This is a genomic window from Desulfofundulus thermobenzoicus, assembly GCF_009428905.1.
Classification (GTDB): domain Bacteria; phylum Bacillota; class Desulfotomaculia; order Desulfotomaculales; family Desulfovirgulaceae; genus Desulfofundulus_A; species Desulfofundulus_A thermobenzoicus.
The window spans coordinates 1-25,787 of record NZ_WHYR01000040.1 but is presented as its reverse complement, the minus strand read 5'-3'; the positions used below and the strand labels follow the sequence as shown (position 1 = coordinate 25,787).

The following is a 25,787-nucleotide window of genomic DNA, read 5'->3' as shown; positions in this document are numbered from 1 at the left end:
CGCCCTCTCTTTTAATGCCCGCAGGTGGTGCAGCTGCCGCCGGCGCATCCGGCACAGCCGCCGCTTCCACCGGTGCTGTTACCGGTACCGGCACTGCTACCGGCATCCCGTTTGCCCGGGGAAGCAAAACTGCTCATCACCCGTTGGGCGCCGGTGCTCCGGCAGGCCGGGCAGACCTGCCCCTCACCCTTCTCACCCATGGAGCAAAGCCTTTCAAAGCGGTGACCGCAATTAAGACAACGGAATTCGTAAATGGGCACGGCAAAACACCCCTCATAAAATAGGTTTTACGTTTCATGGAGGGAACGGACGTTCCCATGGACAACTCCCTTGATTTACTCCTGAGTCTTGTCCCCCAATCACCGGCTGGCTGGTTGAGGGAGACTGCCATAAAAACATTATTCAGCCGCTCCGGCGGCTATTTTTAGCTTACGCTCCGGCGGCCGTTCTGTCAAGGGCGTTGCCCATTATGAAACAATTATTCCCTTTCCGGGCAATCAATTTTTGAATGCCGGGTCACTTGATCGGGCGACCGGGACTAACCGGTGGTCAATACAAAGGCACGGCGTTTTCCAGAGTGCACGACATGGCGAAGTGCCGGAGTGAGTGGGACAACACCGTGCCTGCACCGGGTTTACTGAACAGACGCCCGTGCCGCTAACGCAGCACCAGCAAGGATGAAAATGGATCTACGCCGATTATTTTCAGGGTAAAATTATGGTTGTTCGCCTGCCGTCCGGCATTTTAAGACATCTTTTTACATAATGCAGCAGGGAATGGCGGGGGCGAGGGGGAATTAGTAATAATACGGCTGCCCAGCGACCAACAACTATTTGGGGGGAATTTCATTTGCGCCTGCGTTTTTTGGGAGCGGCCAGAACAGTTACCGGATCATGTCACCTGCTGGAGGTGGGAGCCACCCGGCTGATGGTGGATTGCGGGATGTTTCAGGGGCCACGGGCGTTGCGGGAGAACAATTACCGTCCCTTTATGGTGGCGCCCGGCAGTGTGGATTATGTCCTGCTCACCCACGCCCATATTGATCACAGCGGCCTGATCCCCAAACTGGTCAAGCAGGGCTTCAAGGGCCGCGTGCTTACCACCCGGGCCACGGCGGATCTTTGTTCGGTCATGCTTCCCGACAGCGGCCACATCCAGGAGATGGAAGTGGAAAGGTTGAACCGTAAGGCCGCCCGGTCCGGGCGCCCGCCGGTGGCACCGGTGTATACCATGGAGGACGCCCACCGGGCACTGGAATATTTCCATCCGGTGGACTACGGAGAGACGGTGGATCTTAACCCCGGGATCAGCGTGCGCTTTCTGGAAGCGGGGCATATCCTGGGTTCGGCCCTCGTCGAGGTGACCGTGCGGGAGGGGGGGCAGACTTATAAACTGGTTTTCACCGGTGATCTGGGCGAGAGGAAAAGGCCCTTCCTGAAAGATCCGGCTTATATCGACCAAACCGATTATTTAATCATGGAGTCCACCTATGGCGACCGGCTGCATCCCAATGGACCGGATCATCTGGAAATTTTACACGAGGTGATCTGGGATACCTACCGCCGGGGAGGAAACCTGATTATTCCCGCCTTTGCCGTGGAGCGCACCCAGGATCTTATTTATGACTTAAATCTTTTGGTGAACAGCGGCCGTTTTCCGCCCATGAAAATTTATATCGACAGTCCCATGGCTGCGGCAGCCACTGCAATTTTCAAAAAGCATGCCGGTATTTTTGATGAAGAGGCCAGAAATCTCATGGCCAAAGGGCAGGATCCCCTGACCATGGCCGGTCTCACCTTTGCCCGTACCGTGGAGGAGTCCATGGCTTTAAACAAGATCAAGGGCGGAGCAATTATCATTGCCGCCAGCGGTATGTGTGAGGCCGGACGGATCAAGCACCACCTGAAGCATAATTTATGGCGCCCCGAATGTACCGTCCTTTTTGTGGGATACCAGGCTCCCGGCACCAAGGGGCGAAAGATCAAGGACGGCGCCAAATTTGTGCGTATCCACGGGGAAGAGGTATTTGTGCGGGCGGCCGTCAGGAGCATTGACAGTTATTCGGCCCATGCGGATCAGGAGGATTTGCTGGACTGGGTGGGACACCTGCGCCGTCCGCCTATCCGGGTATTTCTGGTGCATGGTGAACCCGGGCCCATTGAAGTCCTGGCCGGGGAAATTGCCCGCCGCTACGGTTTTCCGGTTTACGCCCCGGTTATGGGCGAGGAATTGCTGCTTTCCACCGCCCTTCCCGCCACCGACGAAGAGCTGCGCCGGGCCCATGCCCAGGTATCTGCCCGTTTGCAGGACTTAATATCCCGGGGACTGGCCCGGGGGCACTATCAACAAATTATGGAGCAGTTGGACAATCTGGATGTCCTTTTGCAAGATATCCAGCAAAAAGCGGGATAAACATTGCACAACCCCTTACGTACCGTTATAATTTATGTTGAATCTATAAAAGAGGGGTTTTCCTGTTTTGAATGCCGGATCTGGCTTTATCACCAGCGGCGATGTGCGTATTTTGTTCTGGGCATCCTTTGCGTCCACCGGGCTGGTGAGCCACGGTTTTACCACCCGCCATGGTGGCGTCAGTGACGGGGTTTATGCCAGTTTGAACATGGCCTTTCACGTGGGTGATCATCCGGCCCGTGTGCTGGTTAACCGTTCCCGGGCCTGTGCCGCCCTGGGTATGGATCCCGCCCACCTGGTGGCCGGCCAGCAGGTGCACGGGGACCGGGTGGCGGTGGTGGACCGCAGCCACCGGGGGCGGGGTGCCGTGGCCGGCGAAGATTCCCTCCCCGCCACCGACGCCCTGGTTACGGGTGAGCGATTGTTGCCCCTGTCCAGCTACTATGCCGATTGTGTCCCCATTTTTCTGCTGGATCCGGTGTGCCGGGTGGTGGCCCTGGCCCACGCCGGGTGGAAGGGTACCTGCCTGTCCATCGGGTGGAAAACCGTGCAGACCATGAGCCGCGTTTACGGTTGCCGTCCCCGGGACTGTCTGGCCATTATCGGCCCTTCCATCGGACCCTGCTGTTATGAAGTGGATGCACCGCTGGTGGACTCCTTTCAAAAAAATCTGCCTTTCTGGCAACAGGTTTTCATTCCCCGGGGCGGTGGGAAGTGGCGGCTGGACCTCTGGGAAGCCAACCGGTTGATTCTCCTGAACGCCGGACTTTTACCGGGAAATATCACCCTGGCCGGTATCTGTACTTCCTGCCGGCAGGATCTATTCTTCTCCTACCGCGGGAGCAAAGGTTGCACCGGCAGGATGGCTTCGCTGATTATGCTCACATAATGGGAGGTTGTGAGCAAATGCCCAAAATTTTGGTGGTGGATGATGAGGAACATATTGTCGAACTGATCCGTTTTAACCTGGAACGGGAAGGTTACGAGGTAATTACCGCCCTGGACGGTAACGCGGCCATTGAGGCGGCCCGTTCCCAGCGCCCGGATTTGATCCTGCTGGATGTGATGTTGCCCGGGCAGGACGGCCTGGCGGTGTGCCGGGAGCTGCAGCAGGGCGAAGAAACCCGCCACATTCCCGTGATTATGCTCAGTGCCCGGGGGGAGGAACTGGACAAGATTCTGGGTCTGGAAATGGGGGCCGACGATTATGTGACCAAGCCCTTCAGCCCGCGGGAACTGCTGGCCCGGGTGAAAGCCCGCCTGCGCCGCACGGTCATAGAGGCGGAAAGCCGCAATACCCGTCCGGAGCGGGGAAAACTGGTGCACGGGCGGCTGGTTATCGATCAGGACCGTTTCCTGGTTACCCTGGACGGGATTAAACAGGATCTGACTCCCAAGGAATTTGAATTGCTGCGTTTTCTGGCCAGTGAACCGGGGAAGGTATTTTCCCGGGATTACCTGCTCGAGCAAATATGGGGTTATGATTACGCGGGAGATTCCCGGACGGTGGATGTGCATATCCGGCATATCCGCCAAAAACTGGAACAGGTGCCCGGCGCTCCCCAGTATATTGAAACGGTGCGCGGAGTGGGTTATCGCTTCCGGGAGGTGCCCTGATTTTGAAAATTGTTTTTCCGCAGGGGATCACCTGGCGCCCGGTGGCCAGCTACTTTTTCCTGTTGCTCATCTTCTTTGCCCTGCTCCAACTTTACGCCGCCCGGGTGTTGGGCCTGTACGGTGCGCTGGCGGTGGTGGTCTCCCTGTCCGTGGGACTGGCCTGGCTTTTGTATCATCGGGTGGTCAGCCCGTTGAATGAGATTAGCGAAACGGCCCGGGAGATGGCCCGGGGCAGGCTGAATCGGGAACTGCGCATCTACTCCCAGGACGAGATCGGCGAACTGGCCCGCAACATCAACAACATGGCCAGGCAGCTGCGGGAAACCATCAGTATCATTACCGAGGAAAGGAACCGGGCCCGGGCCATTCTGGACAGCATGGCCGACGGGGTAATTGCCCTGGACCGGGAAGGGCATGTGCTGGTGATCAATCCGGTGGTGGAAGAACTTTTTGATTTGCGCCAGGAGGAGTGCCAGGGTAAAAACATCCTGGGGGTGATCCGCAATTACGATGTGGAACGCATCCTGCAGAAAGCGCTGAACAAACAGGAACCCATTTCCGAAGAAGTAAAGATTATCGGTCCCGAACCCCGCATCTTTCGCCTGCATGCCACACCCCTGAAGGGGTCGGGACAGGAGACCGGCGGGGTGGTGGTCCTGTTAAGGGATGTTACGGAACGGCGCAAGCTGGATCAGATGCGGACGGAATTTGTGGCCAACGTATCCCATGAGCTGCGCACCCCCCTCACTTCCATCCGGGGTTTTGTGGAAACCCTGCTGGACGGGGCGCTGGAAGACCCCGCTACGGCGCGTCACTTCCTGGAAATAATGAACAAAGAGACGGAACGCCTTACCCGGCTGGTTGACGATATGCTCTATTTGTCCAAAATAGAAGAGCGCCGGGTGGTTCATCGCTGGCAGCCCGTGGATTTGGAAGACATTATCAACCGGGTGGTTTCATTATTCCGTCCCCAGGCCCGGGAAAAGGAGATCAACCTTTCCGTGGAGTTGTCCCGGGAGCTGCCCCGGGTGCAGGGTGATCCCGACATGCTGGCCCAGGTATTGATCAACCTGGTGGATAACGCGGTGAAATATACGCCGGCCCGGGGCCGGGTGACCATCCGGGCCGCCGTGCTGGAAGATAAGGTGCGGGTGGAAGTGGAGGATACGGGCATTGGTATTCCCGCGGAAAGCCTGCCCCGTATTTTTGAACGTTTTTACCGGGCCGATAAGGCCCGTTCCCGGGAACTGGGCGGTATCGGGGTGGGGCTGGCCATTGTCAAACATATTATCCGGGCCCATGGTGGTAAGGTAGAGGTGGAAAGCACTCCCGGCAAGGGAAGCCTTTTTAGCTTTACCCTGCCCCTGGATAAAGAGTCGCCGTCTTAATTAAATATTAACCTGGCAGTAACGGGTTTATAATATTCTTTTGTTAAAATTGGCCGCAGTTACGTACGGGAATAAGTTCAGGGGGGGTGCCCGTTGAAGAATAAACAGGAGGAAGGAAACATTAAGGTTTTGGTTAAAGATATGAACCTCTTTTATAAAGATTTTCAGGCCCTCAAAAAGATCAACCTGGAAGTGAGGGCCAATCAAATTACAGCCCTTATCGGTCCTTCCGGTTGCGGCAAGTCCACTTTTCTGCGCACTTTAAACCGTATGAACGACCTTATTGAAGGGGTGCGGGTGGAAGGAACGGTTTTGCTGGACGGCCAGAATATCTACTCGCCGGATGTGGATGTGGTGGCTTTGCGCAAGCGGGTGGGGATGGTGTTCCAGCGTCCCAACCCCTTCCCCATGTCGGTTTATGATAATGTGGCCTATGGACCGCGCATTCACGGTATCCGCAACCGGCGCCGGCTGGATGAGATTGTGGAAACCAGCCTGCGGCGGGCAGCCCTGTGGGATGAGGTGCAGGACAGGCTCTTCAAATCCGCCCTGGGTCTTTCCGGAGGACAACAGCAGCGTTTGTGCATTGCCCGGTTGCTGGCCGTGGAACCGGAGGTGGTGCTCATGGATGAACCCAGTTCGGCCCTGGACCCCATTTCCACATTAAAAATCGAAGAATTGATTCAGGTACTGAAAAAGGATTATACTATTGTCATTGTCACCCATAATATGCAGCAGGCGGCCCGGGTATCGGATATTACCGCCTATTTCCTCAACGGTGAGCTGGTGGAGTGGGGTGTCACCGAAGATATTTTTACCCGCCCGCAGGATCAGCGCACCGAGGATTACATCACCGGCCGGTTCGGTTGATGGATTCTTTGGCCGGTTCCATTCCAGGGGCGGTGGCATATCATAAGACCAGTGGAGGGTTTTTCTTTGAAGGAGGTATAATACGGTGAGTCCCCGGTCTTCCTTTGACAAAGCCCTGGCCGAACTCCAGCAGGACATCCTGCGCATGGCCAGCCTGGTGGAACAGGCCATCTATGATGCGGTCCAATCCCTGGTGCGGTTGGATGTGGCCGGAGCGGCCCAGGTAATCATGGGCGATGAAATGATTGATGAGCTATACCTGGAAATAGAAGATAAATGCGTAAAATTAATTGCCACCCAGCAACCCATAGCCCGGGATCTGCGGGTGGCCATCACCGGCATTAAAATTTTACTGAGCCTGGAAAGAATGGCCGATCATGCGGTGGACATCGCCCGGGCCACCATGTGTTTGAGCGGTCAGCCCATCACGGTGAAACCCCTGGAATATATCCCCCGCATGGGACAGCTGGCTCAGCAGATGGTCAAGGACGGGCTGGATGCCTATGTGCATGGTGATGTGCAGAAAGCGCGGGATATGTGTGCTCTGGATGACGAGGTGGATTATATCTTTGCCCGGGCCTTCCGGGAGCTGATCGATGGAATGGTGGAAAATCCCAAAACGGTCATGCAGTCGGCCTACCTGCTGTATGTGAGCCGTTACCTGGAACGCATTGCCGATCACGCCACCAACATCGGGGAGGCGGTTATTTACCTGGTCACCGGGGAGCGGCGGGAGTTGAATTAATTAAATCCGAAATTTTTCGTCAGTGGCCGCAGGATTATTTTTTTGCAGGATTTGGTCCGGTGTCCGGCGAATAAAAGAAGTTAACGTTCTGTGGGAATGGGGGGGCAGAATTGCATGCCCCCGAAATGCCCCGGTTGAAGCTCCGGTTCCCCGGGTGGCTCTCTTGCTTCGTGCATTGGAAACTGGTGCCGTGGAAAAACTGGAACCGGAGATGCCTTTTCCGGCGGGCAAGCGGGTGGACAATGGCGGCAAAGGATGGGAACGTTTTGGGGATCAGGGAAAACCTGGAGCTGGTGCGGGAAAAACTGAAGATAGCCGCTCATCGGGCCGGACGGGACCCCCGGTCGGTAAAGCTGGTGGCCGTAACCAAAACCATACCACCGGCGGTTATCCACGAGGCGCTGGCGAGCGGGGTGCAGGCCCTGGGGGAAAACCGGGTGCAGGAACTGCTGGACAAGCAACCCCATCTGCCCCCGGACATAGAATGGCATTTAATCGGTCACCTGCAGACAAACAAGGTAAAATACATAATTGGCCGGGTAACCCTGATTCATTCCCTGGACAGCTGGCGGCTGGCCGCGGAAATCAGCCGCCGGGCCCGGGAGCGGGATTTGACGGTGCCGGTGCTGGTACAGGTGAATGTGGCCGGGGAGGAATCCAAATTCGGGCTGCCACCCGTTGAAGTGCCGGATTTTGTGGCAGAAGTTTTATCCCTGCCCAACATTAGAATACGGGGGTTGATGACCATTGCTCCCCTGGTGGCGGATCCCGAGGAAGTGCGACCCGTATTCAGAGAGCTCAAGGGGCTGGCGGAGGGGTTAAAGACGAAGCTGCCGGGGTTGCCTCTGGATTACCTGTCCATGGGTATGAGCAACGATTTTACCGTGGCGGTGGAAGAAGGGGCCAATATTATCCGCGTGGGCAGTGCCATTTTTGGCCCGCGGAAAACCAAGGAGGGATAACTGTGGCCAAAAAACTGGTGGACAAGGTCCTGGGTTTGATGGGCTTTGAAGAAGAGCCGGCAGAAGAAATGGAAACGGGGCGCCCGGAACGGGTGCCGGAGGAAGAGATGGTGCCCCCTTCCAGGCGCCGGGGGCAGGTGGTCAGTTTACATACCCAGCGCCAGGTGCGGGTAATTGTGGCCGAACCCAAAACCTTTGACGAAGTGCAGAGTATCGCCGAGCACTTAAAAAACCGGCGGCCGGTAATTGTAAACCTGGAGCGGGCCGACGGCGGACTGGCCCGGCGGGTGCTGGATTTTGTCCTGGGAGCCACTTACGCCCTGGACGGGAATATCAAAAAGGTGGGTAACGGGATTTTCCTCTCCGTGCCCAGCAATATGGAAATTAGCGGCGACATACGGGAACAGGTCTGGGAACGGGGCATTTTATCCGATATCGAATAAAACGAGTTAATGCTTATTCCGGCAACTGATGTCTGACGACCGTCGACCATGGAGGGGTTTCTTGTGCCTTTAAAGGGTCTGAAAATCGGTTGCCTGGGCGGTGGAGCCATGGCCCAGGCATTGCTTACGGGATTGATTAATGCCGGCATTCCGGCCGGCGATCTCTATGTCAGTGACACACGCAGGGAAAGGCTTACTTTTTTGCGGAAGGAACTGGGCGTACATGCCCTGGAAAGCAACAAAGAACTGGTGGAAAGCCTGGACATTGTCATTCTGGCGGTCAAACCCCAGGTGGTAGCCGATGCCTTAGCTGAAACGGGGGCTTTATTCCGCCCGGAACAAACCCTCATTTCCATCGCCGCCGGCATTACCACCGGTTTTATCGAAAATTTTTTAAGCCGGGGCGTACCGGTGATCCGGGTGATGCCCAATACGGCCTGCCTTTTGGGGGCCGGCGCCAGTGCCCTTTGTGCCGGTACCCATGCCACACTGCGGGACCGGGAGCGGGCCATGGCCATTTTTACGGCCGTGGGCCGGGCCGTGGAGGTGCCGGAAAATCTGATGGACGCTGTTACCGGCTTGAGCGGCAGCGGTCCGGCCTATATGTTTGTTATCCTGGAAGCCATGGCCGATGCCGGGGTGCGGGTGGGTCTGCCCCGGGATGTGGCCCTGCTTTTGAGTGCCCAGACCATGCTGGGGGCGGCCCGGATGGTGCTGGAAACCAGCGAGCACCCCGGCCGTTTAAAGAATATGGTCACCACCCCCGGCGGTACGGCCATAGCCGGTGTATACGCCCTGGAGGAAGGAGGCCTGCGGGTGACCCTGATGCGGGCGGTGGAAGATGCCACCAGTCGTTCCCGGGAAATGTCTGCCGGTTTAAAATAAGGAGTGTATTATGAGCATCGAGCGTATAATCAACGTGGCCTTTCAGGTCTATGACTGGTTAATTTTTATCCGTATTATTTTATCTTTTATCCGCCATAATCCCTATCATCCGTTGATCCGGTTTATTTACGAGGTCACCGAGCCGGTGCTGGGCTTTTTCCGCCGGTTCATCCCGGCCGTGGGGATGCTGGACTTTTCGCCCCTGGTGGCCTTCTTTGTTCTGGAGCTGTTGCGCCAGTTGATTTTAAATGTTTTGCGGATGGTGGGCCTTTAGGGTGTCTTTTCCGAAGGTGTGATGGGTTTGTTTTTTTTGAAGGAGGAAGAGGGAGCGGTGACCTTTAAGGTGCGGGTGCAGCCCCGGGCGGCGAAAAACGAGCTGGCCGGATTGTATGGGGACGCCCTGCGCATCAGGCTGACCGCCCCGCCGGTGGAAGGGGAGGCCAACGAGGCCTGCCGGGATTTCCTGGCCCGGTGGCTGAGGGTGCCCCGGTCGCAGGTGGCCATCCTGTCGGGCCATACCGGGCGTGATAAACTGGTGCGGGTGAAGGGGGTCCCCGCCCGCCGGGTTTTAACCCTGGTTTCCGGGTCTGACTGATGGGGCCCGTTGGGAATGATTTCCCAATAGTAAAAGCCGCAGGTTATGCTAACATATATCACCGGCGGTTGATAACCGGGGAAAGTTGATCAATGTACATTTTTTTTGTATAATGGGTACTGTTTATGGCTGGTTATTATGTTAAAGCCCGTGAACGGGACGAGTAGATAGCCCGCAACTGTTGCAGAGAGCCCGGGAATGCTGGGAGCCGGGTACAGGGGGGTTATTGAAAATCACCCGGGAGGCGCCGGCCCAAAGACGGAAAAGTATTTTCCGTCCGGTAGGCCCGGACGGCGGCCGCCGTTACCGGCATAAAGGGTTCAGTCCGGTGCTTGGGAAAAGCGTGCCGGACTGTCCATGAGGGTGGTACCGCGGGAAGATCCCGTCCCTTGGGACGAGGTCTTTTTTATTTGCTGCGACGCTGTAGATATTTCAGATTAATACTGAGGTGTATGCCATGGATTACAGTCAAACCCTGAACTTACCCAAAACCGACTTTCCCATGCGGGCCAACCTGCCCCAGCGGGAACCGGAAATTCTTAAATTCTGGGAGGAAATCGACCTTTACCGCCTGGTGCAGCAAAAAAACACCGGCCGGCCGAAATTCATTTTACATGATGGGCCCCCCTATGCCAACGGGCACATCCATCTGGGCCATGTATTGAACAAGGTTTTAAAGGATATGGTGGTCAAATACCATTCCATGGCCGGTTATGACGCCCCTTATGTGCCGGGCTGGGATACCCATGGACTGCCCATTGAGCAACAGGCCATTAAAAATCTGGGTTTGAACCGGCACGCCGTCCATCCGGTGGAATTCCGCCGCCGGTGCAAGGAATATGCCCTGAAATTTGTGGATATTCAGCGGGAAGAATTCAAACGGTTGGGCGTACGGGGGGACTGGAACCATCCCTATCTTACCCTGATGCCCCATTTTGAAGCGGCCCAGATTGGCGTATTCGGCGAGATGGCCCGGCGGGGTTATATTTACAAGGGTTTGAAACCCGTCTACTGGTGCGCCACCTGTGAAACGGCCCTGGCCGAGGCGGAGGTGGAATACCAGGAAAAACAATCCCCTTCCATCTATGTGCGCTTTCCGGTGAAAGACGGCAAGGGTGTTCTGCCTGCGGGCAGTTATGTGGTCATCTGGACCACCACTCCCTGGACGCTCATTGCCAATGTGGCCGTTTGCCTGCATCCCGACTATGCCTACGGGTTGTTTTCCGCCGGCGGGGAAAAGTATCTGGTGGCAATGGATTTGTGGGAAAACTTCAGCCGGGAGGTGGGCCTGCAGGAGTCCGTCAAGATCAAGGAATTTACCGGGCGGGAACTGGAAGGCGTGGTGCTGGCCCATCCCTTTTTCCAGCGGGACTCCCTGCTCATTCTGGGCGAGCACGTCACCCTGGAGGCCGGCACCGGCTGCGTGCATACCGCCCCCGGCCACGGCCATGAGGACTATCTGGTGGGCCAGCGCTACGGCCTGCCCATCCTTTCCCCCATTGACAGCCGGGGGAGGTTTACCGCCGAAGCCGGGCCCTTTGCCGGGCAATTTTACACCGATGCCAACCGGTCCGTAATGGACACCCTGCAGGACAACCTGCTCAAGGCCGGTACCATCCGGCACCAGTATCCCCACTGCTGGCGGTGTAAAAAGCCGGTGTTTTTCCGGGCCACCGAGCAGTGGTTTGCCTCCATTGAAGGTTTCCGCTCGCAGGCCCTGGAGGCCATCCGCCGGGTGCGCTGGATTCCGGCCTGGGGCGAGGAGCGCATTCACAATATGGTGGCCAACCGGGGCGACTGGTGCATCTCCCGCCAGCGTACCTGGGGCGTGCCCATACCCATCTTCTACTGCGCCGGCTGTGGAAAGGAAATTGTCACTGCCGAAACCATCAGCCACCTGCAGGCGCTGTTCCGGGAGCACGGATCCGATGTCTGGTTTGCCCGGGAAGCGGCGGATCTGGTTCCGCCCGGGTTTAAATGCCCGTACTGTGGGGCTGCGGCGTTCAGGAAGGAAACGGATATCATGGATGTCTGGTTTGACAGCGGTTCCTCCCACATGGGTGTGCTGGAGCAGCCCCAGATCTGGCCGGAACTGCGCTGGCCGGCGGACCTGTACCTGGAAGGCAGCGACCAGCACCGGGGCTGGTTCAACAGTTCCCTGTCCACGGCGGTGGCCGTGCGCGGGCGGGCCCCCTACCGGGCCGTGCTCACCCACGGTTTCGTGGTGGATGAACAGGGGCGTAAAATGAGCAAATCCCTGGGCAACGTGGTGGACCCCCTGAAAGTGATTCAGCAAATGGGCGCCGACATTTTGCGCCTGTGGGTGAGTTCGGCCGATTACCGGGGGGATCTGGCCGTTTCACCCGGTATTTTAAAACAGATGGCCGAGGCCTACCGCAAGATCAGGAATACCATCCGTTTCCTGCTGGGCAACCTGTATGACTTTAATCCGGAGAAGGATCCGGTGGCCTATAAGGAACTGCCCGAGCTGGATCGCTGGGCGCTCCTGCGCCTGCACCGGCTGATCGCCCGGGTGCTGGATGCCTACCGGGATTACGAGTACCACGTGGTTTATCACGCCATCCACACCTTCTGTACCGTGGACATGAGCGCCCTGTACCTGGACATCATCAAGGACCGGCTTTATTGTGCGCCGGCCGCTTCAGCGGAGCGCCGGGCGGCGCAAACGGTGCTCTACCAGGTGCTCCATGCCCTGGTGCGCCTGCTGGCGCCGGTCCTGGCCTTTACTACAGAAGAAATCTGGCGCTATGCCCCGAAGGAAAAGGATGCGCCGGTGAGCGTACAGCTTACCGATATGCCCCGGGTTAACGAGGATTACCTGGATGTGGAACTGGAAGAAAGGTGGGAGCGACTGCTGGCGGTGCGGGGGGAAGTCACCCGGGCTTTAGAAGCGGCCCGGCGGGAAAAGGTAATCGGCAACTCCCTGGAGGCGGCCGTGATTATATACGCCCGGGGGGATCTCCATGATTTCCTGGCCGGTTTTGCGGATCTACCGGTGGTATTTATTGTTTCCGCCGCGGAGCTAAAACAATGGAATGGCGGGTTGCCGGAAAAGGCTCTGATTTCCGAAACCGTCCCCGGCCTGGCGGTGCTGGTGGAAAAGGCGCCGGGGGAAAAGTGCCCGCGCTGCTGGATGTATCATCCGGATGTGGGCCGGGATGAAGAACAGGCCCTCTGTCCCCGTTGTGCCGGGGTGGTGGGGGCACGGTAAACACCTTTTTAAAACCGGGTGGTTTTCTAAATACCCCGTTTTTACCTTGATCTGTGGCTTTGCCTCCAATTAAATCGCAGGCCATAAAAAATGAAACCCTTCTCCAACTGGAGAAGGGTTTCTTTACGAGCCGGTAAGAACCTGCGCTACAGCCATTACGCGTCCCTGCACAGCCCACGGCAACCTTCCGGCTACCGTAGACCATTACGGAACCCGTAATGACCTTTGCTCGACCAGTTACAGATACCTGGGAAGCCTGCTGCAATCTCTCGACTGCAGCAAACCTCGCGAAAATTTTAATTAACAATCACTGTTAATTAAAATTAAACTTGCGGCACCTGTACTGATCTTAGCTCGATTCCATGATATCCCTTACGACCCTGCAACAATCTTTGGGACTGCTGCAGAGCCTGCCGGAACACCATGGAATCTGCCCGCCGGCTGATACCGAGCCTTCCTTGACCCGGTATCAACCTTTGGCCGGCTGCTGCCGAGCCCTTTGGCGGACCCTGCAGCAGTCTGGGCTCGGCCCTTACCGACCCTGCTGGGTATATTATTGCCCGGCGGCTTTTTTATATGCAAGCCCTTTGCTGGGATGTAATACCAGGGACGGGTTATTTCGTCTTAACCGTTTAAAGCTTCCTTTTGTCATCTAAACGTTTCTTTTCCGTTGTTGGGGCCGGGGTGATTTACTCGCTCCTTTTTACCTTAATATAATTAAATTAAAGAACAAACTGGCCCAGAACGGAAAGTGAGGTGTTTTCCATGCGCAGCTGCCATCCTGACATGAACCTGTCCGCTTTGTTGTCTCAGGTGCAAAATGAACTGATGGGCCGGGACGGTCGCATAACCCGCATTGCACCCCGGAAGCCGCCGGGAGAGCGACTGTACCTGGAAGTGTACCTGAGGGATGCCGGCAGCCCGGAATGCCGCCTTCCCCTGGCCCTGTCCACCAGATATGTCAGGGAAGGGGATGTAAGTAGCCTCGTATCTCAGATCCTCTGGGCTGCGGAGCACGGTTCCCGGGTCGAGCTGGTGGAGCCCCTGGAATCCACCCGGTCCTTCCGGGTAACTGCGTAATGTTCGATAATTCGCCCATTACCTGCCCGCGGGCAGGTTTTTTATTGTTTGAATTAAAAGTTGCCCGTTTGCCGGGAGCCTTTGGGTGGATGAGGCTTTTCGGAAAGGGATAGAATAGCTCTTATCGAAGGAGGAAGAAATAATTGTCTGGCATGAAGGATTTGCACATTGTCCACTTTTTACCGGGACGGGTGCGCGTTGCCGTTCCCGGATTAAAAAGAAACCCCCTGTTGCTGGACGTCCTTTGCCGGCACCTTTCCCGGTTACCCGGAGTGACTGCGGCGCGGGGCAGTACCACCACCGGCCGCCTGCTGGTGCATTTTCAGGGCGGGCTGGCCGCCGGGAATGTCCTGGGCGAAATCGCCCTTTGTGCCTCCCACCTCCGGCGGGTGGAAATATCCCTTCCGGAAATTGCGGCCACCGGGGCAACGCGCCCGTACCGGGTGGAGGAACCGGAAGACCTGCCCCTGAAACGACAAATGGCCAACGTGATCCTGGGCGGCACGGCCCTGGCCCTGGTGGGGGCTAAAAGGGCCTGGCGGGGCCCGTCCCGGCTGGCCCGGTCGCCGGGTTTGTTTTACCTGTCCGCGGCAGCAACCATCCTTTCCGGCTATCCCTTGCTGAAAAGCGGTGTGCAGCATCTTTCGGCCCGGGGCCGGCTAAACTACGACCTTCTGCTGGGCCTGTTAAGCATGGGTACGCTGCTGCTGCGGGAAAGTGTGCCCGGTCTGCTGGTGGTGTGGCTGGTCAACCTCAATGCCCTGATCCAGTCTTTAATTCTGAAGCGTTTCCAGCAGGTGCCGGGGCAGGAAGCCGGTACGGATAAACCGGTCCGGCCATGGTCCCCTTCCTGCACCGGGGATTCTTCTTCCGCCCGGAGGTACGGCGACCGGATGCTGCCCGTAGCCTTTGGCCTTTCCGCCCTCACCGGCCTGGTTACCGGCAGTTTCAACCGCAGCCTGGCCATGTTGCTGGCTGCTTCTCCCGGGCCGGCCGGACTGGCCGCCCCAACGGCCCTTTCCAGTGGTCTGGCCCTTGCCGCCCGGCGGGGAATGGGGGTGTCCCACCCGGAATGTCTTAGACTTCTTTCCCGGGTGGATGTGCTTGTTCTGCATGGTGACTGGGGGCTGACCCGGGGGTTGCAGGTAACGTCCCTTTATCCCCTGGCCGGCCATTCCCGGCGGGAGATCCTGTCCCGGATCGCCACACTGTTCGCGGCGGCCGGACAACCCCTCGCCGGCCTCCCGGTGGTGGTAGCGGGCAACCTGAAGGTCGGAAAACAGCCGGTGGAAATAATCTCGGTTGATCCCGGCGGTGTGGTGGGCAGGGTGATGGAAGAAGAAGTGGCCGTGGGCAGCCGGGACTACCTGGCCGGCCGGGGGTATGATCTGGCTGCCGGATTGCTCAAAGCCCGCAGGGCCGGCGCCGTGGGAGAAGTTCCCCTTTTCGCCTGTGTGAATGGACAGCCTGTGGCGGTGCTGGGAACAACCCTTGTGGTGGATGAACAGGCGCGGCAGTTGACGGGAAACCTGCGGGCCCGGGGCATTAAGCGTCTGGTTTTGACCGGCGGCGGTGAAGAAGACCGGTACCGGCCTCTGGCCGGGGAGTTGGGACTGGAAATATGGCCGGACCTGTCCACTGCCCGGGGGAAGGAACTTTTGCTGGCGGCCCGGGAAAAGGGAGAAGTGGTGGCACTGGCGGTGGCCAGCCGGAAGACCGGTTCCCCGCCACCGGTGGACGTGCTCATAGCCGGCGGGGGGACGGGTGTGCCGGGAGCGCAGATCATCCTTCCCGCGGCCGATATGGCTCTTCTGCCGCCCCTTTTCAGCCTGGGTCTGGCCGTTTCCCTGCGGGAAAGGCAGAACCTGCAACTGGTGGCCGGATTGAACGCCCTGGGACTGGCCCTATCCTCCACGGGCCGTCTGGCGCCGGTGGCGGCTGCGGCGTATAACAACCTGATCAGTATACTGGTGGTGTTAAACGCCTGCCGCCTGATGGCACCGGGGAATCCCGGAAAGAAAGGGAGCGCCGGCGGTCCGGGAAAGGGACCGGGGAAATGGGGGCGCCAGACGGGAAAGGACCGCCAAAACCACCGGGAAGGGGAAAATGGTGGTGGAGAAGGGATTACTCCGGTTCGCAAGGAATCGTCCGTCCTGGGCAACGGCTGGCCCCACCTGGAGCTGGCGGATGTTTTCGCCCGGCTCCAGTGTTCTCCGGAGGGTCTTTCCAGCCGGGAAGCCCGGGTGCGCCTGGAGCGGTACGGCCCCAACCAGCTGGCCACCGTTCCACCACCCGGCCTGCTGCGCCGTTTTTTAAACCAGATGAAGGACTTTCTGGTGCAGGCCCTGCTGGGCTCCAGTGTGCTCTGCCTGTTTATGGGCGAAATTGCCGATTCCCTGGCCATACTGACCATACTGACCGTAAACGCCCTGCTGGGCGCCCTGCAGGAACAAAAGGCCGAGGGGGCCTTGCAGGCCCTAAAGGAAATGGTCGTTCCCACCGCCAGGGTACTCCGGGACGGGCAGTGGCAGCGCATCCCGGCCCACCTGCTGGTGCCCGGGGATGTTATTCTTCTGGAGGCGGGTGACGGTGTGCCGGCCGATGCCCGCCTGATCCGGGTGGATTCCCTGGAAGTGGTGGAGGCTGCTTTAACCGGCGAGTCCTATCCGGTGGCCAAGGATTTATCTGCTCCGGGTGATTGTGTCACCCTGCTGGACTGTCACAATATGGTTTTCATGGGCACGGTGATCAGCCGGGGACGGGGGGTAGCCCTGGTGGTTTCCACCGGCAAGGGCAGTGAGTTGGGTAAAATTGCCGGTTTACTGGCCGAAGGGGATAACCAGGTTACCCCCATGCAAAAAAGCCTGGCCACCGTGGGCAAAAAAATGCTTGAGGTCTCCCTGGTCGTGAGCGGCCTGGTGTTGCTGGCGGGGCTATTCAGGGGCGGTTCGCCCATGCAAATGTTTTTAACCGGCGTGAGCCTGGCGGTGGCGGCCATTCCAGAAGGCCTGCCGGCCATGGTCACCGCAGCCATGGCCTCGGGAGTACACCGCCTGGCCCGGGCCAACGCCGTTGTCCGGCGACTGCCGGCGGTGGAGAACCTGGGCAGCGCCACGGTGATCTGCACGGATAAAACGGGAACCCTGACCCGCAATGAACAGACGGTCGGAATGGTTTACGAAGCCGGAGGGGTTTGGTGGCAATCCACGGCAGGCGGCTATGATCCTCACCGGGGTACCCTGGTTCCTTTGAATGAAAGTTCCCCGGAAGGGCTGGACCGGTTGCTTAAGCTGCTGGCCGCCGCCTCCCTGTGTTCCAATGCCCGGCTGGTGGAAAAGGGCGGCCGCTGGCGGGTGGAAGGTGATCCCATGGAGGGGGCCATTCTGGCGGCGGCGGCCAGAGTCGGCCTGGAGCTGGAACATCTTTCCCGCGGCTATGAACGGGTGCGGGAAATCCCCTTTGATTCCCGCCGCTTACGGATGACGGTGATCTGCCGTTATGGAAATGAGGACTGTTATTCCTTTGTCAAAGGGGCTCCCGATGTGATCCTGCAGCTTTGCGGCCATTATCAGGGGGATGGAGGCGTTATGCCCCTTGATGAGCTGAGCCGCCGGCGCTTTATGCGGGCGGTGGAAAAAATGGCCGCCGGCGCCTTAAGGGTACTGGGGGTAGCCTGCCGGCCGTTAAACGGGCAGGCGCCGGGGGACAATCCTGAAGCCGAAAAAGAACTGGTGTTCCTTGGTCTGTTGGGACTGCACGACCCGCCCCGGCCCGAAGTGCGCGCGGCCATCCACCGCTGTCGCCAGGCGGGGATCAGGGTGGTGATGATCACCGGGGATCACCGGGAGACGGCCCTGGCTGTCGGCCGGGAACTGGGCCTGGCGGGTCCGGCTGCCCGGGTATTAACTGGAGCGGAAATAGATGCCATAAATGATCGCCAGCTGGCAGAGGCCCTGCCGGAGGTGAGCATCTTTGCCCGGATGCTGCCGGAACACAAGCTTCGCCTGGTCAGGGCACTTAAAAACAGGGGTGAACTGGTGGCCATGATTGGTGACGGGGTGAACGATGCGCCGGCCTTGAAGGAAGCCAGCATTGGCGTGGCCATGGGTATGTCCGGGACTGACGTTACCCGGCAGGCGGCGGATCTGATCCTGACCGACGATAATTTCGGGACCATTGTGGCAGCGGTGGAGCAGGGCCGGGGTATTTGCCTGAACGTACGCCGGGCCGTCCGGTACCTGCTGGCCACCAATGTGGGGGAAGTGCTGCTGATGTTTTTGGCCGTTCTGGGCGGCCTGCCCCTACCCCTGTTGCCCATTCAACTGCTCTGGTTGAATCTGCTGGGGGATGGTCTGCCGGCGCTGGCCCTGGGCATAGATCCGCCCGGTCCGCGGGTCATGCAGGTCAAGGAGTATGGTTTTTCCCGGGGCATGTTTGACCGGGAGTTTACCAGCCGGGTGCTGTCCCGGGGTCTGGCCATTGGAGCTTCCAGCCTTGGCGCTTACTGGTGGAGTGTCCGGCACGGCGGTCTGGCCGCCGCCCGCAGCGTAGCCCTGTCTTCCCTTACCCTGAGCCAGCTGGTATATGCCCTGGACTGCCGCCGGCAGGGGGAAGACCGGGTGGACACCCGCAATCCCTTTCTGAATCTGTCCGTGATGCTTTCCGGAACCATGCTTCTGGCCGCCCTTTATCTGCCCCGGGCCAGGCGTATCTTCCATACCGTGCCCCTGACTTTCCGGCAATGGGATGTGGTTTTCTTAAGCACGGCATTAACCGGTATTTTGGATTATATTACCAGGCCATTGATTGCCGCTTTTTTGCCGGCCGGGGAAAAAGGATGTGTTCAACTGGAGAAGAGTCCAGATTTTCCTGATCATCAAGTGATCAAATCTCAGGAACAATATTAACGGGAGGTGAGCAACCATGGGGCGGCGCGAAGTGAACTTCGAACGGGCGGCCAAACTGGTTGGCGGTACGGCCATGGCCCTGCTGGCCAAAAACACCGGTGTTAGAGCACTGGGGGCCGGAGTGGCCCTTTCGGAGTTGCTGCGGGGCAATTTCAAAGGGCTGCGGGGCCTGAAGAAATGGCACAAAAAACGTTTTCTTTAAGTTTCCCCATTAAGTTCTTTAACCGAAGGGCGAACTCCCCAAAGGAGTCGTCCTTTTTTTCACGGCGCTAACCCGCTCACTCCGGTGCTCCGCCCGGCGCTCACCGGCGTATAAGATCTTCGTAGCACTATGCTATCAAATATAAAACCTGACATCAGAAGCGGAGTAACTTTTGGTGAGTGCCGGGTTTCTCCCTGAATGCGCCGTGCCCTGTGTATTATAACCTTGCGGTTTTGGATAAAATTTACTTTTGTCCGCAAACGGATCTGTTTACAGGCAAAACCGGCAAAAAATTAACCGTTTCTTTTTTTTATCTTAACCGTCTTCTAACCTTAACCAGGTATACTTTACCCGGTTATACTTTGCATAGTAAGTTTTTGAATGAAGGAGCGATCACTGACATGCATTCCAGCAAGCATCACACCGTTTACCACCTGTTTTCTCAACTGGTGGCCGGTCGCCTGCATGCGGCGCTGAACCAGGTGATGCTGGAAGCTGCCGTGTGTGCCCTGGTGGAACAGATCCGGGAAACCCTTAGTGGGGCCATCAATGCTTATTTCGAAGACAAAAAGAAAGAGGTGCCCCTTTTGTGCAATCAAATCACCGGGCACCAGATAACCATAAAAGAGGCGCAAGCACAGTTGTGGAACGGGGATTCCCTGAAAAACCTGGCTGAGCGGTTGCATTTTGCCCTGGCCGGTCAATGTAAAGTACTGCACGGGGATCTGATTCATGAAATTTGTGCGTCCGCAACTGTCCCCTTTAGCGAGCTTCCGGTGGCCCGGGACGACCTGGACCTCCTGCAGGAAAACGTCCGGCAGGGTACGTGGCTGGATATTTTAGGCCAGTATGCCCTTGACGCCGTTTTAGAACATGTTCCGGAGTTGCTGGGGATTTTCCTGGACGAACACCTTTCCGGTTCTTCCCTGTGGCGGCACCTGAACTTCTGGCAGGAAGAGATGCACCGGGACCTGGCCGGCCGGCTCTGCGGATGGCTGGAAAACATTCGCCTGCAGGTTACTGCTGTTTACTGCCGGGAGGCGGCCCGCTTTCTCTTTGCGGCCTTTGATCGTTATGTGGAAAGCGTCGACGGGGATGATCATTTCAACCAGGCCGCCAGTGCATAGTATTCGGCCCATGGTATGTCACTGAAAAGCTCCCCGGGAGGGTAGCTTTTACCGGTAATGGGTTGGCGGCTCAGTTTCGTTATTTGCCTCCCGGGCAGCCCCCGCCGTTCCTGCTTCCGTAGCGGTTTCCACCGCTTCTGTCATACCCTGGCGGGCTTCATCCACCAGTTCCCTTATCCCTTCTCTAATGCCACTTACCTTTTCCTTGACCTGGTCGGCCAGTTCCACCCCCGTACGTATTACTCCCCTGCCGGCTTCCCGCAGGCATTCCCCGGGTGTACACCGGTTTTCCCGTTCTGCCCTGACTTCTTTCACCAGTTCGGACCAGGTTTGGCCCACCTTTTCGCCGGCCTCTCTAACCCCTTCGGAAATGTTCAGGGCGCTTTTGATCAGGGCCACAGTCAAACTGCGCAAACCGCTGCGAACGGCCGGTACACCGATTGTACCCAGGGCCACTCCGGCCACCAGCATGCCCAGGGGTGATATTTCCTCCAGCATACCCAGACGGAGCCATCGCAAAGCAGATCACATCCTTCCCAAATAACTGTCTTTATTATGAATGTACCGGTTTGATTTTATTCAGACATAAAAAGGGACGCCGGTTAGCCAGTATTATGTATATATTGCCGGATTTATCATTATACAATTTTCAGTTTCCAATTGAGGATGACAGCATATATCGTACCCGGCGCAATTACCGGGACAACCGGGATGGCGGCCAAACAGCGCATTGGCTGTGAGTGCTTTCAGACCCGTGGAAAAGGGCAATTTATCCCCTGTGGAAAATAGCTGCCATTAGTATGTCAATCCTATTTACTTTATGTACATAAAATGATATAATTAAATTAATTAAATATTGTCGTCCAGAACGCTTAATTCTTTGCCCAAAGAAGCGGAGGACCCAACTTCCTGGGGTGAATCTCCCTTGAAATCTGGTGTGGTTTCCGTAAACCCGCCACCTTTCAAGAGGGTAGGGTTATCCTTTCAACCCGAACCCGTCAGCTAACTTCGTAAGCGTGGAAGGGAGGACAGGTGCCGGGCCGGCCTGCAAAGGGGTTTTGCGGGTTTATACCGGTAGGTTCTGTTTGCCACTTTCACCCCAGGAAAAAATGTCCTGGGGTTTTATTTTCACCATCTAAAGGAGGGGATGATTATGTCATTGTACCCCATGCCCGGAGCGGAGTTCACCGCCGAAGAAAAACGCCGCATTTCCCTGGAGCGTGCCCGGGAGTTAAAGGAACGCATACGCGATTATCTGCAGGTAAAGGATGAAATACCCACCGGTTTTGACCTGGTGGAGCAGATTTCCCTGGCCCGCCGGAGAATCCTGGAACTGCTGAACGCCCGGCAGGAACAATGGAATGATTGGCACTGGCATATGGCCCACCGTATTACCGGGGTGGATTTACTGGCCAGAATTATCCCCCTTTCCAGCGAGGAACAGGAAGCCGTAGCGTTGGTGGGAAAACAGTTCCGCTGGGCCATTTCCCCTTATTATGCCTCCCTGTTAATGGTGGACCGGCCGGGCGGTCCCATCTGGTTGCAGTCGGTTCCCCAGACGGCGGAGTTGTGCGATACCGGGGGAAGTGAGGACCCCATGGCCGAGGCCTTCACCAATCCGGCCCCGGGTGTTACCCGGCGCTACCCCGACCGCCTGATTATCAATGTGACCAACCAGTGTGCCATGTATTGCCGGCATTGCCAGCGGAGGCGCAACATAGGGGAGGTGGACAGGCATAAGCCCCGGCGGGTTCTGGAAGCCGCCCTGGACTATATCCGGGTCAATCCGGAGATCCGTGACGTATTGATTACCGGCGGTGATGCCCTGTTGTTGAGCGACCGGTGCCTGGACTGGTTGCTGGGCGAATTGGACGCCATTCCCCATGTAGAAATAAAACGCATCGGTACCCGGGTGATTGTGACCATGCCCCAGCGTATCACCCCTTCCCTGTGTGCCGTTTTGGAAAAACACCCGCCCATTTACCTCAACACTCAATTCAACCATCCCCTGGAGGTTACGCCTGAAGCGGCGGCAGCCTGTGACCGTCTGATCAGGGCGGGGGTGGTTCTGGGCAACCAGGCGGTGCTGCTCAAGGGTGTGAATAACAATCCCCATGTGATGAAAAAATTAAACCAGAGCCTTTTGCGCATTCGGGTACGCCCCTACTATATTTTTCATGCCAAAGAGGTGAAGGGTACCGGTCACTTTGTCACCTCCGTGGACGAGGGCATTGAAATAATGGAAAAGCTGCGGGGCTATACCTCCGGTCTGGCGGTGCCCACCTACATTATCAATGCGCCGGGTGGTTTGGGTAAAACCCCGGTGCTGCCCCGGTATATGCTGGCCAGGGACGAAAAGCACGTTACTTTGCGCACCTGGGAAAAACGATGGATTTATTATCCCAACCGGCGTCATTAAAAAAACTAATACAACTTAAAATTAACGGATTCAGTGAAACTGCTACCGGCAGCAGGGAGCCTGGGCGGGTTCAAAGATATTTACGGTTAAAAGGCCGGGGTGGCGGTGTTCAAAGGACATACCGCCAGTCTCCGGCCTTTTGGGTTTTTTCAACGGGCATGATAACCCTTGTTTTACGCCATACTAATGATCAAGGCAGGAAAACTGAGGTTGAAGGGTGATATTATATGGAAGAATTCATCCGTTCCCGGGTTCCCTGGAGTACCGAACCCAGCTTGAAAAGGAAGGCCGAAGAAGTGGGCATTGATGTGGACAGGCTTATAGACGGCATAAGGGAAGACAGGACCGATGCGGAGATGGCCGAAGAATTTGGCGTTACGGAAAAATTGATTTACCATTTGCGGGATCATTTTATGCGTTACGGTGTGGGATCCATTATGGGCCAGGATTAGCAGCAGGTGGGGTGCCGTCTGAACCGTAGTATGGTCGAATACCACGGTCCCCATGTCCGAAAGGGAACAAACCTTTCCCGCCAACAAAAAGGTGGCCGTCCCCCGTACGGGGGACGGCCACGGGTGGAAGGTTAGCGGAGCAGGTTTTGTTCGGCAAAGAGGATCATTCGCCGGACCATATTACCCCCCAGTTTACCCCCTATCCGGCCGCCCACGGCACCACACGCCCGGGAACTCACGTTTCCCCAGTAACCGTTTTCAATTTGGGGGGTAAGTCCCAGTTCGGTGGCCAATTCATACTTCATGGCATCCATAATCTGGTTCCAGTTGTGCTCGCTGGCCCTGCTCTGGCCGATATGCCCGGGATATCCCAGCTCACTGGCTATTTCGTATTTGAATGCATCCAGGCGGGAGTCAGCTGCCGGTACCAGTAACCTGTTTTTTCTGTTTGGCATGCGGCAACACCTCCTTGCGTATATTGTCCCCTTTTTTCCGTTGAACCATGACGGTATTTAAAGGTGCGGTTTCATTTCTTTCAATCATTTTCCATCCACAGGCATCGGTGGTTATGATATAACAAACAATGCCATAAAAATGGTCAAATCTTCCATCATTTATTTGTCCACCTGTTTTCATGAATTACGCTTCTCAGTTTAGCACTTCGGTAACATGACATAATTTCCAGGAGGAATTTTCAATAAATAAATATATTGCTAAAATAAAAGCGGCAGTAAAGTAAAAAAAAATAGTTGTTGTGGAGGGGTCACATCTGGAACTGACTGGACGCCTGGCCGCCATCACAGGGTTTATCCCACCGGGAACGGTAATTGCCGATATTGGAACAGACCATGCCCGCCTGCCGGTATATGTGGTGGAAAGGGGTATCTGCCACGCCGCTGTGGCCACCGATTTGAATGAAAAACCATACCGGAGCGCCCTGCAGGCGGTACAGAACCGGGGTCTGGCAGGGAAAATATCCGTGCGCCGGGGAGACGGGCTGCGGCCCCTGCGGCCGGGGGAAGCAGAAGTGGTGGTAGTGGCCGGCATGGGGGGCAACACCATCAGGCAGATACTGGCCGGCGCCCCGGAGGTGCTTGCCCGGGTCAGGCGGCTAATCCTGCAGCCCATGGTGGACGGAGGGGATTTGCGCCGCTGGCTGGCGGAAAACGGCTGGCGCCTGGTGGATGAAACGCTGGTGGAAGAGGGCGGGCACCTGTACGTCATTGATGTGGCCGAACCGGGCCGGGAGACGGTTACCGATCCCGTATTGCTGGAGATCGGGCCACGGTTGCTGGAACAGGGGCATCCTCTTTTATCCGCCTACCTGGACAAACTTGCGGCAGGCTACCACCGGGTCTTGTACGCCCTGGCCAGGAGCCGCAGTTCAGAAGCGTTACATAGGACCGTTGAACTAACAGTCAGATTAAAGCGAATTAAGGATTACCTGGAAAATAATCGTCAGCTGCCGGATTAATTGATCATTAACTTTGCAGTGCGTCAAAAAAGTTGGGGCTGCTCTCATGTAAAAATAGGAATGTCTATTCCCATTAAAGCAATTATCTTTGGTGGTATTGCCGTGACGGTATGGGGTTTGCTGGAAATTGGAAACTGGCGGTAGTAAAACAAAAATAGAAAGGGGTGAAAATCTGGTTCTCAAAACCTTCCGGCCGGGGCAGGCGGACGGTTGTTTGCGAACCAGGAACAACAATGACGGTAACCGGTAAAGGGATTTGTGAACTACTGGAAGGGCTGGCCCCTCTGGAACTGGCCGAACCCTGGGATAACCCGGGCTGGCAACTGGGGGATCCCGGTGTTCCGGTGGAGCGGGTCCTGCTTTCCCTGGACGTGGACGAGGGGGTGTGCCGGGAAGCCATCGAAATGAGTGCCCGGTTGATTATAACCCACCATCCACTGTTTTTTAAGGAAATTAAGGAGATTCGCCTGGACTCTCCCCGGGGGGCCCTGGTGGCCGGTCTGATTAAAGCGGGCATAGGGGTTTATGCCGCCCATACCAACCTGGACAGTGCCCGGTGGGGGGTGAATGACGCCCTGGCCCGCCGGTTAAACCTCCGGGATATTCAGGTTTTAAGACCGGTACGGGAAAAATATTTGAAACTGGTGGTTTTCGTTCCTCTGGATCATGTTGATGGAGTACGGGAAGCCCTGGGAAAGGCCGGAGCGGGCTGGATCGGCAATTACAGTGACTGCACCTTCGGCGTACAGGGGACGGGGACCTTCCGGCCCCGGGAGGGGACCAACCCGTACATCGGTACCCGTGGTCAACTGGAAAAGGTGCCGGAAGTGCGCCTGGAGACAATTTTACCAAAACGCCTGGAGAAACAGGTGATTGAGGCCATGCTGCGGGCTCACCCCTATGAAGAGGTGGCCTACGATCTTTACCCGCTGGCCAACTCTTTCCCCACCGGCCGGGGGCTGGGGCGGGTGGGGAAC

24 protein-coding genes, 1 riboswitch and 1 other annotated feature are annotated in these 25,787 nt (G+C 57.1%); of the genes, 20 read left to right on the top strand and 4 right to left on the bottom strand.

Annotated elements, in window-relative coordinates; translation table 11 throughout:
• Positions 1 to 11 precede the first annotated feature (11 nt).
• Positions 12 to 260 (bottom strand): FmdB family zinc ribbon protein, encoded by a 249-nt coding sequence (locus tag GFC01_RS13220; protein WP_341473977.1) that lies wholly within the window; start codon positions 258 to 260, stop codon positions 12 to 14.
• A gap of 589 nt (positions 261 to 849) precedes the next feature.
• On the opposite strand from GFC01_RS13220, the gene GFC01_RS13215 reads away from it, so the two are divergent.
• From GFC01_RS13215 to GFC01_RS13140, 16 genes are all read left to right on the top strand, one after another.
• Positions 850 to 2,412, top strand: coding sequence for an MBL fold metallo-hydrolase RNA specificity domain-containing protein (locus tag GFC01_RS13215; protein WP_152947644.1), 1,563 nt, complete (start codon positions 850 to 852; stop codon positions 2,410 to 2,412).
• Positions 2,413 to 2,479: 67 nt separating this feature from the next.
• Positions 2,480 to 3,301, top strand: coding sequence for a peptidoglycan editing factor PgeF (gene pgeF / locus GFC01_RS13210; protein WP_152947643.1), 822 nt, complete (start codon positions 2,480 to 2,482; stop codon positions 3,299 to 3,301).
• A gap of 17 nt (positions 3,302 to 3,318) precedes the next feature.
• Complete coding sequence (locus GFC01_RS13205) at positions 3,319 to 4,029, top strand: response regulator transcription factor (protein WP_152947642.1); 711 nt, start codon at positions 3,319 to 3,321, stop codon at positions 4,027 to 4,029.
• Positions 4,030 to 4,031: 2 nt separating this feature from the next.
• Positions 4,032 to 5,417: a two-component system histidine kinase PnpS gene (gene pnpS / locus GFC01_RS13200; protein WP_152947641.1), complete on the top strand. Its 1,386-nt coding sequence runs from the start codon at positions 4,032 to 4,034 to the stop codon at positions 5,415 to 5,417.
• Positions 5,418 to 5,558: 141 nt separating this feature from the next.
• A complete protein-coding gene (gene pstB / locus GFC01_RS13195) occupies positions 5,559 to 6,287 on the top strand; it encodes a phosphate ABC transporter ATP-binding protein PstB (protein ID WP_152947654.1) in 729 nt (242 codons plus the stop codon).
• An 85-nt stretch (positions 6,288 to 6,372) separates the two neighbouring features.
• Positions 6,373 to 7,032 carry a phosphate signaling complex protein PhoU gene (phoU, locus tag GFC01_RS13190; protein WP_341473976.1) on the top strand — a complete coding sequence of 220 codons (660 nt, stop codon included), beginning with the start codon at positions 6,373 to 6,375 and terminating at the stop codon, positions 7,030 to 7,032.
• A 242-nt stretch (positions 7,033 to 7,274) separates the two neighbouring features.
• On the top strand, positions 7,275 to 7,994 hold the full coding sequence (locus GFC01_RS13185; protein ID WP_243137573.1) for a YggS family pyridoxal phosphate-dependent enzyme: 720 nt from the start codon (positions 7,275 to 7,277) through the stop codon (positions 7,992 to 7,994).
• A 38-nt stretch (positions 7,995 to 8,032) separates the two neighbouring features.
• Complete coding sequence (locus GFC01_RS13180; protein WP_152947652.1) at positions 8,033 to 8,437, top strand: cell division protein SepF; 405 nt, start codon at positions 8,033 to 8,035, stop codon at positions 8,435 to 8,437.
• A gap of 63 nt (positions 8,438 to 8,500) precedes the next feature.
• Entirely contained in the window at positions 8,501 to 9,322 is an 822-nt protein-coding gene (proC, locus tag GFC01_RS13175; RefSeq protein ID WP_341473975.1) for a pyrroline-5-carboxylate reductase, read from the top strand.
• A 10-nt stretch (positions 9,323 to 9,332) separates the two neighbouring features.
• Entirely contained in the window at positions 9,333 to 9,596 is a 264-nt protein-coding gene (locus GFC01_RS13170) for a YggT family protein (RefSeq protein ID WP_152947639.1), read from the top strand.
• Between the two features lie 27 nt (positions 9,597 to 9,623).
• Positions 9,624 to 9,917 carry a DUF167 domain-containing protein gene (locus tag GFC01_RS13165; protein ID WP_152947637.1) on the top strand — a complete coding sequence of 98 codons (294 nt, stop codon included), beginning with the start codon at positions 9,624 to 9,626 and terminating at the stop codon, positions 9,915 to 9,917.
• Positions 9,918 to 10,058: 141 nt separating this feature from the next.
• Positions 10,059 to 10,310: a binding site (T-box leader), on the top strand.
• A 64-nt stretch (positions 10,311 to 10,374) separates the two neighbouring features.
• Positions 10,375 to 13,149 (top strand): isoleucine--tRNA ligase, encoded by a 2,775-nt coding sequence (gene ileS / locus GFC01_RS13160; RefSeq protein WP_152947635.1) that lies wholly within the window; start codon positions 10,375 to 10,377, stop codon positions 13,147 to 13,149.
• Positions 13,150 to 13,914: 765 nt separating this feature from the next.
• Positions 13,915 to 14,229: a hypothetical protein gene (locus tag GFC01_RS13155; protein ID WP_152947633.1), complete on the top strand. Its 315-nt coding sequence runs from the start codon at positions 13,915 to 13,917 to the stop codon at positions 14,227 to 14,229.
• A 152-nt stretch (positions 14,230 to 14,381) separates the two neighbouring features.
• Positions 14,382 to 19,136: an HAD-IC family P-type ATPase gene (locus GFC01_RS13150; protein WP_243137574.1), complete on the top strand. Its 4,755-nt coding sequence runs from the start codon at positions 14,382 to 14,384 to the stop codon at positions 19,134 to 19,136.
• Positions 19,137 to 19,152: 16 nt separating this feature from the next.
• The gene (locus GFC01_RS13145; RefSeq protein WP_152947629.1) at positions 19,153 to 19,338 is read left to right on the top strand and encodes a hypothetical protein; all 186 of its coding nucleotides are present in this window, start codon (positions 19,153 to 19,155) and stop codon (positions 19,336 to 19,338) included.
• Between the two features lie 401 nt (positions 19,339 to 19,739).
• Positions 19,740 to 20,465, top strand: coding sequence for a hypothetical protein (locus GFC01_RS13140; RefSeq protein WP_152947628.1), 726 nt, complete (start codon positions 19,740 to 19,742; stop codon positions 20,463 to 20,465).
• Positions 20,466 to 20,513: 48 nt separating this feature from the next.
• Here the strand turns inward: GFC01_RS13140 and GFC01_RS13135 are convergent, their stop codons facing one another.
• The gene (locus tag GFC01_RS13135; protein ID WP_152947626.1) at positions 20,514 to 20,984 is read right to left on the bottom strand and encodes a hypothetical protein; all 471 of its coding nucleotides are present in this window, start codon (positions 20,982 to 20,984) and stop codon (positions 20,514 to 20,516) included.
• A gap of 340 nt (positions 20,985 to 21,324) precedes the next feature.
• A riboswitch (cyclic di-AMP (ydaO/yuaA leader) is annotated at positions 21,325 to 21,497 on the top strand.
• Positions 21,498 to 21,618: 121 nt separating this feature from the next.
• Here GFC01_RS13135 and eam point away from each other — a divergent pair.
• Both eam and GFC01_RS13125 read left to right on the top strand, forming a co-directional pair.
• A complete protein-coding gene (eam, locus tag GFC01_RS13130; RefSeq protein ID WP_152947624.1) occupies positions 21,619 to 22,884 on the top strand; it encodes a glutamate 2,3-aminomutase in 1,266 nt (421 codons plus the stop codon).
• A gap of 227 nt (positions 22,885 to 23,111) precedes the next feature.
• Positions 23,112 to 23,336, top strand: a complete 225-nt coding sequence (locus GFC01_RS13125; protein ID WP_152947622.1) for a helix-turn-helix domain-containing protein — start codon at positions 23,112 to 23,114, stop codon at positions 23,334 to 23,336.
• A gap of 131 nt (positions 23,337 to 23,467) precedes the next feature.
• Here the strand turns inward: GFC01_RS13125 and GFC01_RS13120 are convergent, their stop codons facing one another.
• Together GFC01_RS13120 and GFC01_RS13115 are read right to left on the bottom strand one after the other, a co-directional pair.
• On the bottom strand, positions 23,468 to 23,791 hold the full coding sequence (locus tag GFC01_RS13120) for an alpha/beta-type small acid-soluble spore protein (RefSeq protein ID WP_152947620.1): 324 nt from the start codon (positions 23,789 to 23,791) through the stop codon (positions 23,468 to 23,470).
• Complete coding sequence (locus GFC01_RS13115; RefSeq protein WP_152947618.1) at positions 23,751 to 23,972, bottom strand: hypothetical protein; 222 nt, start codon at positions 23,970 to 23,972, stop codon at positions 23,751 to 23,753. The genes GFC01_RS13120 and GFC01_RS13115 overlap by 41 nt, the downstream gene beginning before the upstream one ends.
• Before the next feature lie 118 nt (positions 23,973 to 24,090).
• Here GFC01_RS13115 and GFC01_RS13110 point away from each other — a divergent pair, with 118 nt between their 5' ends.
• Positions 24,091 to 24,810, top strand: a complete 720-nt coding sequence (locus GFC01_RS13110; protein WP_341473974.1) for a tRNA (adenine(22)-N(1))-methyltransferase — start codon at positions 24,091 to 24,093, stop codon at positions 24,808 to 24,810.
• A gap of 233 nt (positions 24,811 to 25,043) precedes the next feature.
• Positions 25,044 to 25,787: Nif3-like dinuclear metal center hexameric protein (locus GFC01_RS13105; protein ID WP_152947616.1), on the top strand; the 744-nt coding region annotated here is incomplete at its 3' end.

What these genes read in the sequence shown, in the direction of transcription:
- GFC01_RS13120 (WP_152947620.1), bottom strand. Translation starts at nt 23,791, where the DNA reads ATGCCAAACAGAAAAAACAGGTTACTGGTACCGGCAGCTGACTCCCGC.
- GFC01_RS13170 (WP_152947639.1), top strand. Translation starts at nt 9,333, where the DNA reads ATGAGCATCGAGCGTATAATCAACGTGGCCTTTCAGGTCTATGACTGG.
- GFC01_RS13140 (WP_152947628.1), top strand. Translation starts at nt 19,740, where the DNA reads ATGCATTCCAGCAAGCATCACACCGTTTACCACCTGTTTTCTCAACTG.
- GFC01_RS13205 (WP_152947642.1), top strand. Translation starts at nt 3,319, where the DNA reads ATGCCCAAAATTTTGGTGGTGGATGATGAGGAACATATTGTCGAACTG.
- GFC01_RS13145 (WP_152947629.1), top strand. Translation starts at nt 19,153, where the DNA reads ATGGGGCGGCGCGAAGTGAACTTCGAACGGGCGGCCAAACTGGTTGGC.
- GFC01_RS13150 (WP_243137574.1), top strand. Translation starts at nt 14,382, where the DNA reads ATGAAGGATTTGCACATTGTCCACTTTTTACCGGGACGGGTGCGCGTT.
- eam (WP_152947624.1), top strand. Translation starts at nt 21,619, where the DNA reads ATGTCATTGTACCCCATGCCCGGAGCGGAGTTCACCGCCGAAGAAAAA.
- GFC01_RS13115 (WP_152947618.1), bottom strand. Translation starts at nt 23,972, where the DNA reads ATGAAAACAGGTGGACAAATAAATGATGGAAGATTTGACCATTTTTAT.
- GFC01_RS13180 (WP_152947652.1), top strand. Translation starts at nt 8,033, where the DNA reads ATGGGCTTTGAAGAAGAGCCGGCAGAAGAAATGGAAACGGGGCGCCCG.
- GFC01_RS13185 (WP_243137573.1), top strand. Translation starts at nt 7,275, where the DNA reads ATGGCGGCAAAGGATGGGAACGTTTTGGGGATCAGGGAAAACCTGGAG.
- ileS (WP_152947635.1), top strand. Translation starts at nt 10,375, where the DNA reads ATGGATTACAGTCAAACCCTGAACTTACCCAAAACCGACTTTCCCATG.
- GFC01_RS13155 (WP_152947633.1), top strand. Translation starts at nt 13,915, where the DNA reads ATGCGCAGCTGCCATCCTGACATGAACCTGTCCGCTTTGTTGTCTCAG.
- GFC01_RS13125 (WP_152947622.1), top strand. Translation starts at nt 23,112, where the DNA reads ATGGAAGAATTCATCCGTTCCCGGGTTCCCTGGAGTACCGAACCCAGC.
- pstB (WP_152947654.1), top strand. Translation starts at nt 5,559, where the DNA reads ATGAACCTCTTTTATAAAGATTTTCAGGCCCTCAAAAAGATCAACCTG.